This is a genomic window from Alteromonas sp. AMM-1, from assembly GCF_047290655.1.
Classification (GTDB): Bacteria; Pseudomonadota; Gammaproteobacteria; order Enterobacterales; family Alteromonadaceae; genus Alteromonas; species Alteromonas mangrovi.
In genome coordinates this window covers 1-9,682 of record NZ_JBLBUE010000137.1, presented here as the reverse complement: position 1 = coordinate 9,682, position 9,682 = coordinate 1, and the positions used below count along the sequence as shown (strand labels likewise).

The window sequence follows — 9,682 nt, the reverse complement described above, 5'->3', positions numbered from 1 at the left end:
GGAAATACGGCGTTTTTTGCCAGTTTATTTATCGTTTCTGTTTTATACATGTTTATTGGCAAACAGGTTCCAGGTGGATTTAAGCTGCTGGTATTAAGTATGTTTCTGATAGATATCTTTGTAGTGAGCAGTTGGTTTGGACTTGAAAAGGTAAGAGACAGACTGGAAGCGACCAGTTTGGCAACTGAGTCGCGCGATGAAGTAGTATTTGATACCGTAGATATCATTAAAGAATTCCCTGTTACTGGCACTGGGGCCGGTAGTTATGAAACAGTGTTTGCCAGTTTTCAAAGCAATAATGTTAATGCCAACTACGATCACGCTCATAATGACTATCTGGAATTCAGTTTGGAATATGGTCTGCCTGTTACACTCTTACTGGGTTTACTGCTGTGCTTCATTTGTGCGATCAGCATAAAAACGCTGAGTAAAGCTAAAGACAGACGGCTTGCGGGGACAGCCGCCGCCGCACTGATGGCGGTTGTCGGTATGCTGATGCATATGTCGGTAGACTTCCCGCTTGTGGCACCGGCAAATTCTTCGTTTTTCATTCTATTGTTAGCATTGGCCTGCATTGCGTATAACCTCCTTAACAATGAATTAAATCCTACTGTTAATCACACCGAGCCTGTTTAAGTGCGTCGGTGGTAGTTAACCACTGACAGATTGCTTCTTTATTGCTTTGGTTAAGGTTGATGATATCTAGCACGGCTTGTTTGCTTCTGCGATCCTCTAAACCAAATCTGAGATGATGTTCAAGTATCTCCTGAAGAGAAGGTAAATGGGCAATAGGTTGTTGAGACTCAACAATCCATTCCGCCAGTTGACTAAGTTTTACATGAACCCGGAAGTTATATTTTCCGAACTGATGTGCTTGTTTAACATAGGGCAAAATTTCGTCCAGGGATTGGGTGTTAAGCCAGGTAAGCAAGGCCAAATTGGCCCAGGCTTTAGCATTAGTGGGTTCTTGTTTGATTGTTTGCGAAAACAGCATATAAGCATTCTGAAAATAGAAAGCCAATTGTTGGTTATCACTTTCATCAAATAACAATGTGTAGTAGTAATAACCCAACAGATATTTATTCACCACCATGGGGTGCCCAAAAATATCTTGGTATTCCAGCAAATTAATTGCATTTAACGCCGCTTGTTTATCGCTTCCCTCGGCGTCGACTGAATTAAAGAGTTCAGAGGACTCATACTCCCTGTAAGCGTTATGCAGTCTTTGCCCGGAAACAAACATACAGCAAAGAAGTAAAATCACAATTGAATACTTAGCAGTGAGCATGCTGTTTACTCACCCTTGGATAGTAATTATCAATCAGACTCACCAATAAACAGCAAGTGAGTAACACCGTTAAAAATAAAACGCTGAGTACGAAGTAATCGGTTTGCCAGGACTGCAAGTTACTGAGGTACTCAACGGTGAGCTCAGGGTGAACTGCATACACGTGAAATAGTAATTTGGGCAATTCTTTTTCCCAAAATGGGCTCTTGGTAATCCTAAAATGCACACGTGCACTTGTATCAGTATGAGTAATATTTAACCGGCTGCTCAGATCATTAGCAATCAGAGCAACATTATCCGAATCATTCAGGTAGTCATCTTTAGCGAGAAATAGCAGGTACCGGTTAGTTTCGCGAGAAGTTAGCTCACTAATAAAATCGTGTAGTGTCTCAGCTAAACATGTGCTGGTTGTACACGCGGTTGAGGAAGCCATGTACGAAGCGGGAATTTCCACTGCCAGATAATAACAGGGAAAGAATGTCATGTAAGTCAATGTAGTTAACATTGACACTGCTAATGATATTGGCAGAGCACGCTTTAAAAATTCAAACATCCAATTGTTTTTCTGCACAGATCCTTTTGTCATTAACCCAACTTACCGCACAAAAATCAACCTGTAAATGTGCAAGCTGGCTACAAATAAAAAAACCCGGCGCTCGCCGGGTTTTAGAGATAGTGATAGCAAATTTTTACGCTGCCTTGGTCTCGGATTCGTCTTCCACTTCATGTGCCAGCAGGTATTCAAAGGCAGACAAAGAAGCCTTAGCGCCCTCGCCCATTGAAATAACAATTTGCTTGTACGGTACAGTGGAAACGTCACCGGCGGCAAATATGCCTGGTTCAGACGTTTTACACTTACTGTCTACAACAATTTCACCGTGCTGAGTCAGTTCTACTACGCCTTTCATAAACTGACTGTTTGGAACCAGGCCAATCTGAACAAACACACCAGCCAGTGGCAATGAATGTACTTCATTGGTTTTGCGGTCCTGGTATTCAATAGCGGTAACTTTACCATTTTGTGCCACAATTTGTTTGGTAGCAGCATTTTTGATAATGGTTACGTTATCTCGCTTCTCAGCCTGATTAATCAAAACCTGATCGGCTTTCAGCGTTGGCATAAATTCAAATACCGTCACTGATTTAACTATGCCAGCTAAATCCAGCGCAGCTTCAATACCGGAGTTTCCGCCACCAATTACCGCTACATCTTTGCCTTTAAAGAACGGACCGTCACAGTGCGGGCAATAGGCTACGCCATTACCGATATTCTCTTTTTCGCCAGGGACGCCAAGCTCTCTCCAGCGCGCACCCGTTGCAACAATAATCGTCTTGGTTTTAATCTGTTCGCCAGAAGACAACGTCAACGTTTTAATGTTACCTTTCTCAACAGACTCCACGCGTACGTGCTCTTTAAGCGTGATTTCATAGTCTTTCATGTGTTCGGCAAGATTGCCCACTAATTGAGGTCCGGTTGTTTTCGGCACTGAAATCAGGTTTTCAATGCCCATAGTATCTTTTACCTGTCCACCAAAACGGTCTGCAATTACCGTTACTTTTAACCCTTTACGCGCACTGTAAATAGCAGCACTTACACCCGCTGGGCCACCACCAATAACGGTTACATCCTGCAATGGTAAACTCTGGCCAGCATTGGCCTGTTTCAACGATGGATCACGCTCCAGCAGCTTATCAATCAGGGTAGACGCATCGACTTTACCATTGGCAAACAATTCGCCATTGAGGTACACACTGGGTACGCCCTGAATGTCGCGCTCTTTTACCAGAGACTGATATAAGCCACCGTCAATCATTTCGGTAGTAATATTGGGGTTTAGCAGCGCAAATTGGTTCAGTGCCTGAACAACGTCCGGGCAGTTGTGACAACTCAAACTGATAAACACTTCAAAATTCAATTCTTCTTTCACACCTTTCACGATACCTTTAACGCTATCGTCAATTTTCAGCGGTGTGCCTGACGCGTGCAGCATGGCCAGTACGAATGAGTTAAATTCGTGCCCGCCAGGGATCCCGGAAAAACGAATACCGGTATCTTCACCATCGGCTTCAAGTAAGAAGCTGACAGAACTGCGTAAAACGCCATTTGTATCTCGTTCTTCCAACTGGATTTTGTCGCTGATCCCTGCCACGTCAGACAGAAACTTCTTCAGTTCTTCACGCTTGCTGTGCTCACCTGTTTGAAGCACAAAGGTGACGGTTTTCTGCATGTTCGCAGCATAACCTTTCAATGCATTTAAAATATCTTGCGTTAACATAATAACTTCTGCCTTAACTGGAAACTTGGAATGTGCGGGCACTCCGCCCGCACGGACTAACTAGTTGGTAGTGGGTCTGGCTTAGATTTTGCCAACTAAGTCTAATGAAGGAGCAAGTGTTGCTTCGCCTTCTTTCCACTTAGCAGGACATACTTCACCTGGGTGAGACGCTACGTATTGAGCCGCTTTAACTTTGCGAACCAGGTCGTCTGCGTCACGGCCAATGCCTTCTGCAGTAATTTCCATTGCCTGGATTACGCCATCTGGGTCAACCACGAAGGTACCGCGATCTGCCAGGCCCATATCTTCGCGCATACAATCGAAGTTGCGAGTGATGGTGCCAGTTGGGTCGCCAATCATTGCAAACTTGATTTTGCCAATGGTCTCAGAAGCCTGGTGCCACGCTGCGTGGGTAAAGTGAGTGTCAGTAGATACTGAGAATACTTCTACACCACGTGACTGCAGTTCTTCGTATTTGTCAGCTACATCGCCCAGTTCAGTAGGACATACGAACGTGAAGTCTGCTGGATAAAATACGAATACAGCCCACTTACCTTTGATGTCTTCACTGCTTACTTCTACGAACTCGCCGTTTTTAAACGCTTGAGCTTTGAACGGTTTAATTTGTGTGTTGATTAAAGCCATTTACTTTCTCCAAAAGTTAGGGTTGTTACATTTCAATTTTACAGAATCAATAGCACTGCTTTTTGCGTGCAAAGTCACTGCTATTGACTTGTTGGTTCGATACGAGAATTCAAGGTAATCGGATGCCTTGAAGTCAGTAACGTTTGACTTGGGACAAGAATAGCCCCTTAGCAAAACAATTTATAATTGGATTTGTTGAAAGGTTGATTCAGAAAAAGCTATTAAAAAGAAGATAAGTACAGAGATTAATCAATAAAGAAAATGAAGGTAGTGCTGGCACAGTGATAACCAGCACTGATTTGCGATGACGTTATGGAATGACCGACAGTTGCACTTCATTAATCCCCAGCGCGGTAAGGTACTCATCGCGTTTTTGGCGCTGAGCGCCGCCCAGGCTACTGCGGTGCAACAAGCGTGAGGCGTTGGATGCCACTTCGTACTGTTCGTCAGTAAGGGGGTCTTTTTTATTTAATTGCACTAATACTTTTAGCAAGCTCAGCGCTATTGATTTGTCGTGCGGTGACAGTGTTAAGGCCTGACACAGATTATTGTAGGCAGGTATCATGCGGTTCTCGCGATAATTTACTGCCGCCATATCCTTAAGCTCTTTGGTGGTAAACTTAATTTCACGGCGCTCAATTTCTTCGCGCTTGAGGTATTCATCTACTACCTGGCTGGCAAGTGTATCGCCCGCTAACTGCGAACGCAGCTTATCCAGAATACTCAGGCAATTCTCCTTCATGCCTAATTCGTGGTAAGCCTTCATTAAATCCAGGTTGTCTTCGAGATTCATATTGGCATTGGCATCCAGGCCTTCTTTTAACAACTTCTCAGCTTCGCGCTTCTTCTGCTGTAAGCAACACAAGCGGGTTTTGATCACTACCAACTGATTCGACAATGCCTGATTAGCACCTGCCATACGACTTAAATCATCCAACTCTTTTTGCAAGCTGCGTTGAATTTTTTCGGATTCCACACCGGAAACAGAAGCGGCCAGATCGACCATGGTACGGATGACATTCAGTGTGAGGTCGGGAGAATCGTGGATAGAGTTTTTGGCGTACTTCGCCATATTCTGAACGGCTTCGAGTTGCCCGTATTTATCGCGGTTAAGGCGCGCAAGGTCCCATAACTTTTTATTGCGTTCAATGTTGCGCGGCGCGAGTTTACTGGCGGCTTTAACCTGCTCATACGCAATATCGAATTGTTCTTTGCCAATGTAGTATTGAGCGAGCAGATCGTAGGTCAAAAATTTGGTGTCGTTGCGCTGTAACAAATCTTCTACCAGTAGCTCGGCTTCTTCCACCTTGTCCTGTCTGAACAAGGATTTCGCCAGACCAATGTGCACCCAGGCGTGATTATATTCCGACTTTAACTCCGTAAAGTATTTCTCAGCACTGGCATAATCCCGCAATTGCATCAGGCAATCACCAATAATACGCTTCAGTCTGGGATGATATTCTATTACCGAACTGTCTTTCAGGCCCCGTTCAGCCTGGTAAATTGCCGCGGCATAATCGCCGTTATCCAAACAGTGCATAAGCTTGTTGAGCTTGCGACGAATATCAACCAGATAACGAAAACGATGCTGAATACGCTGTCTTGCCAGCGGTTTTACCCAAAAATCATCTGGCTGTAACTCGATAATGCAATTCACCAACTCCATGTTGGTTTCTGCACTTAAGAAAATAACGGTGGTTTTATCTGAAATGTACTGGTGATGTTTGAGCTCTTCAAACAAATGAAAGCCGTCTTTGTCGTTGCTTACGTTGAAGGCCAGCAACACAACATCAAACTCATCATCCTGGCAAAGACGTACAGCATGATACGCATTCTGCGCACTGCTTACCTTCTTTACCCCAAGATCGATTAAGGCTGAATTAACTAAGTCATGAATCAAGCCCTGGTTGTCAACAACCAGTACTTTTAGTTCGTCAATACTCTTGGGTAATGGTATTTTTTCCATGAAGGCAGCCACTTAACTCCTAATGCGTTCCATGTCGAGTTGTTAACATCAGCCAAATCAATTATTTAGCTACGATATTTATAAGGTAAAACGCAACGTTAGACCTTACTAAATCTGATGTTATCCCGATTTTCATAAAACTGCCATACTCTGTTTACCAGAAATTGACATGACATGCCTTCAGCGTAATCCCGTGAAACGCGTTAAATAGAATTATTTGGGTGGATCAACTCGCTGAGCGGTACTGTTATTTACACGAAACCAGCCGGCAATAGAGAAACGATCCCGTGTTGCAGGCAACACTTCATGAGGAAACTCTTCACTCAGAAATATCACCATCGTGCCCATTAATGGGGTAACCGTAACCGTATCATCAGCATTGTCTTGCGAATAGATAACCAGTTCCCCGCCTTCGTCAGCTGCCCAGTTTGAATTCAGGTAAAGCACTACCGACAATACCCTATTGGCTTCGCCATGAAACGCGTCGTAATGCTTTTTATAAAAACTCCCAGGCGGGTAGTGAGCAAAATGGCTTTCAAAAGAAAATAACCCTAAAAACAACTGCCGGTTCAAGTAAGTTTTAAGATTGGTTGTCCAGGTTAACCATTCCTGCGTTTCTGGCAAGGTGCCGTCTATCCAGCAAATTTCATCGGTACGGACAAACTGATTCTGCTGAAATTGCTGTTCACGGCCTATTCCGGCGGGATCATAACGATGTAATTGTTGCGCACGGACCGCCAGCGCATCCAATAAACCAGGCGGTAATACGCCATGTTGGATACTAAATCCCTTTGCACGAATATCGTCTGCGATAACTGAAAATGACGGCGTGTCTTCAGTTACCAGGTTATTAGTGAGGTGAATGTCCGCTAGAATAGCCACAGTGTTAAGCCTAGTTTCATGATGCGCGTTTTATATGTTCAAAATCTCCTCAACTCAAGCTATTTTTTTTCTACAGACTAACTTTTTGAAAATACCTGTCATCGCGTAGCGGTAGAGATGCCAAAACCATCATGCTATGTTGAATTACACATCAGAAGTCATAAGGACGTCGATACTATGAGTGCAGAAAACAGCATTGAAGATACTGAACATCATTTTGAGTTGCGCAACCTCACCCTGGACGACTATCAGGATGTGAAAGCACTGATGGATGACGTATATCGCCATGTTGGTGGCGCCTGGCCCTACAATAATTTTAAGGCTCAGGTAAATACCTTTCCCGAAGGTCAAATCTGTATTGAAGACAAAGGAACCGTTGTCGCTTTCGCCATTTCTGTGATTGTTGACTATGACCAGTTCGGCGATAAACACTCCTACGACGAAATCACTGGCGATGCCTATCTCACCACACACGATCCAAATGGCGACGTGTTATACGGGGTAGAAGTCATTGTTTCACCCAAATACCGCGGGCTGCGATTAGGACGCAGATTGTATGAGGCTCGCAAAGAGCTTTGCCGTAACCTTAACTTAAAATCGATAATGGCAGGTGGACGGATCCCCAATTACGCTAAGCATGCCGGGGAGATGTCGCCCTATGAATACATTGAACAGGTAAAATCCAAAGATATTTACGATCCGATACTGACTTTCCAGTTATCTAATGGTTTTGAAGTTAAGCAAGTTATGCAGGCATACCTGCCCGAAGATCGCGCATCAAAGGGCTATGCCACGCTGTTGCAATGGCACAACATATATTACGAACCGGGAAACCCAAATTTAATCGGCGGGAAAAAATCCAACGCGCGAATTGGCTGCGTGCAATGGCAAATGCGTTACTTTGAAAACGTTGGGGAGCTCATTCAGCAGGTTGAATATTTTGTCGATGCGTTATCCGACTACGGCTGCGATATTGCTTTATTTCCGGAGTTTTTCAACGCGCCGTTAATGGGCTTAAGCCCTTCAGACTCATCCATCGATGCCATTTGGCATTTAGCGGATTATACCGACGAGATTCTCACTGCAACGTCACGGTTGGCGGTGTCGTATAACATTAATATTATCGCTGGCTCTATGCCGGTAACCGAAGACGAAGAATTGTATAACGTCAGCTATCTCTGCAAACGCGATGGTACCATAGAGAGTCAATACAAACTTCACCCTACCCCCCATGAGAAAAAAGACTGGATCATGAAAGGCGGTAATCATCTGCGGTGTTTTGATACCGACTTTGGCAAGATTGGCATACTGATTTGCTATGACGTGGAATTCCCGGAGTTAGCCCGATTACTGTCGGATCAGGAAATGCAAATCCTGTTTGTTCCTTTTTGGACCGACACCAAAAACGGTTACCTGCGTGTGCGCCGATGTGCTCAGGCTCGCGCCATTGAAAACGAATGCTATGTCGCTATTGCGGGTAGTGTGGGTAATTTGCCCAAAGTAGATAACGTTGATATTCAATACGGGCAAACGGCGGTGTTTTCTCCTTCTGATTTTGCATTTCCCCATGACGCAATCGTGTCAGAAACGACACCCAATACAGAAATGACACTTATTGTAGATTTAGATCTGGATAAATTAACGCGTCTTCAAAACGAGGGTTCAGTGCGCAATTACCTTGACCGACGCAGGGATTTGTATCGGGTAGAATGGATTGGAGGAGATGACGAATGATTCCTTGGAGGTGGTTTAACCAACTTTTCGTAGCAAGTGTGTTTTTTACCGCGCTTATGCCATGGTCAACTGTTGCTGCGACTAGCGATACCGCTGATTTTTACACAGCATACTCAAATGGGCAGGATAAAACGGTGGTAAATAATTCACTGCGACAGGCGTTGGAAAGCAATAAACCCCTTCTGTTAATTCTGGGCGCAAACTGGTGCCACGATTCCCGGGCGCTCGCCAGTTACTTCGACGACACTCACGTACAACAGGCTAGCCAGGCGTTTGAGGTACTGCCTTTAAACGTGGGATACCTGGAAGACAAATCGAGTGTGCTGACCCAATTTGGTTACCCGGCATACTTTGCCACTCCCACCGTTCTGGTGATTGACCCAGCGAGTAAAACCGTTCTCAACCGCGACTCTTTGGTGATATGGCAATCTGCGCACAATGAATCAGCAACAGCCTTAACAGACTACTTGTCAGGCATGGCTTCAACATGGAAAGCCTATTCAGGCAGTAACGAAACCACAGGGCAATTAAGGGACTTTGAACTTAACCAGGCAACAACATTGTATTCGCACTACCAACACCTGGGTGAATTGTTAAGAAAGAAGGATGAAGGCCAAAACACGCCAACGCTCAACCCAAAGTGGAACGAAGTAAAAGCGTTTCGCGTTCAGCTTCAGCAAGACCTGATTCGCTTCCATCATAACAATGAAATAGTAATGCCTTTGCCGGAATACCCCGCTATTTTGTGGGAGTAAGGAGCCAGTTCAGCCGTTCCACTGAGATTGTGTTTAAAAATACTGTGGAATGTTGGTATTGCCGACTAAATAACGATAACATCGCAGTACAGATATTTTAATTGCACCATGCGCTTACACTGTCATTAGAGGAAAT

At 44.4% G+C, this 9,682-nt stretch carries 9 protein-coding genes; 3 read left to right on the top strand and 6 right to left on the bottom strand.

From position 1 onward, the window contains the following. Nucleotides 1–636: O-antigen ligase family protein (locus tag ACLR2L_RS16115; protein ID WP_413369533.1), on the top strand; the 636-nt coding region annotated here is incomplete at its 5' end. On the opposite strand, the gene ACLR2L_RS16110 is transcribed toward ACLR2L_RS16115, so the two are convergent. The 6 genes from ACLR2L_RS16110 to ACLR2L_RS16085 form a co-directional block, all read right to left on the bottom strand. Next, a complete protein-coding gene (locus ACLR2L_RS16110; protein ID WP_413369531.1) occupies nucleotides 614–1,264 on the bottom strand; it encodes a hypothetical protein in 651 nt (216 codons plus the stop codon). The two genes, ACLR2L_RS16115 and ACLR2L_RS16110, sit on opposite strands and share 23 nt — an antisense overlap. A 10-nt stretch (nucleotides 1,265–1,274) precedes the next feature. Beyond that, nucleotides 1,275–1,793, bottom strand: coding sequence for a hypothetical protein (locus ACLR2L_RS16105; protein ID WP_413369529.1), 519 nt, complete (start codon nucleotides 1,791–1,793; stop codon nucleotides 1,275–1,277). 184 nt (nucleotides 1,794–1,977) lie between these two features. Continuing rightward, nucleotides 1,978–3,564, bottom strand: coding sequence for an alkyl hydroperoxide reductase subunit F (ahpF, locus tag ACLR2L_RS16100; RefSeq protein WP_413369527.1), 1,587 nt, complete (start codon nucleotides 3,562–3,564; stop codon nucleotides 1,978–1,980). A gap of 81 nt (nucleotides 3,565–3,645) precedes the next feature. After that, nucleotides 3,646–4,209 (bottom strand): alkyl hydroperoxide reductase subunit C, encoded by a 564-nt coding sequence (ahpC, locus tag ACLR2L_RS16095; protein ID WP_140956762.1) that lies wholly within the window; start codon nucleotides 4,207–4,209, stop codon nucleotides 3,646–3,648. A gap of 310 nt (nucleotides 4,210–4,519) precedes the next feature. Then, a complete protein-coding gene (locus ACLR2L_RS16090) occupies nucleotides 4,520–6,175 on the bottom strand; it encodes a response regulator (RefSeq protein ID WP_413369525.1) in 1,656 nt (551 codons plus the stop codon). Nucleotides 6,176–6,388: 213 nt separating this feature from the next. Then, entirely contained in the window at nucleotides 6,389–7,057 is a 669-nt protein-coding gene (locus ACLR2L_RS16085) for a 2OG-Fe(II) oxygenase (RefSeq protein WP_413369523.1), read from the bottom strand. 177 nt (nucleotides 7,058–7,234) lie between these two features. On the opposite strand from ACLR2L_RS16085, the gene ACLR2L_RS16080 reads away from it, so the two are divergent. Next, complete coding sequence (locus ACLR2L_RS16080) at nucleotides 7,235–8,791, top strand: bifunctional GNAT family N-acetyltransferase/carbon-nitrogen hydrolase family protein (RefSeq protein ID WP_140956759.1); 1,557 nt, start codon at nucleotides 7,235–7,237, stop codon at nucleotides 8,789–8,791. Continuing rightward, the gene (locus ACLR2L_RS16075) at nucleotides 8,788–9,546 is read left to right on the top strand and encodes a thioredoxin family protein (RefSeq protein ID WP_413369520.1); all 759 of its coding nucleotides are present in this window, start codon (nucleotides 8,788–8,790) and stop codon (nucleotides 9,544–9,546) included. Before ACLR2L_RS16080 ends, ACLR2L_RS16075 begins: the two co-directional genes overlap by 4 nt. Nucleotides 9,547–9,682: the final 136 nt, after the last annotated feature.

What these genes read in the sequence shown, in the direction of transcription:
- ACLR2L_RS16105 (WP_413369529.1), bottom strand. Translation starts at nt 1,793, where the DNA reads ATGTTAACTACATTGACTTACATGACATTCTTTCCCTGTTATTATCTG.
- ahpF (WP_413369527.1), bottom strand. Translation starts at nt 3,564, where the DNA reads ATGTTAACGCAAGATATTTTAAATGCATTGAAAGGTTATGCTGCGAAC.
- ahpC (WP_140956762.1), bottom strand. Translation starts at nt 4,209, where the DNA reads ATGGCTTTAATCAACACACAAATTAAACCGTTCAAAGCTCAAGCGTTT.
- ACLR2L_RS16090 (WP_413369525.1), bottom strand. Translation starts at nt 6,175, where the DNA reads ATGGAAAAAATACCATTACCCAAGAGTATTGACGAACTAAAAGTACTG.
- ACLR2L_RS16080 (WP_140956759.1), top strand. Translation starts at nt 7,235, where the DNA reads ATGAGTGCAGAAAACAGCATTGAAGATACTGAACATCATTTTGAGTTG.
- ACLR2L_RS16075 (WP_413369520.1), top strand. Translation starts at nt 8,788, where the DNA reads ATGATTCCTTGGAGGTGGTTTAACCAACTTTTCGTAGCAAGTGTGTTT.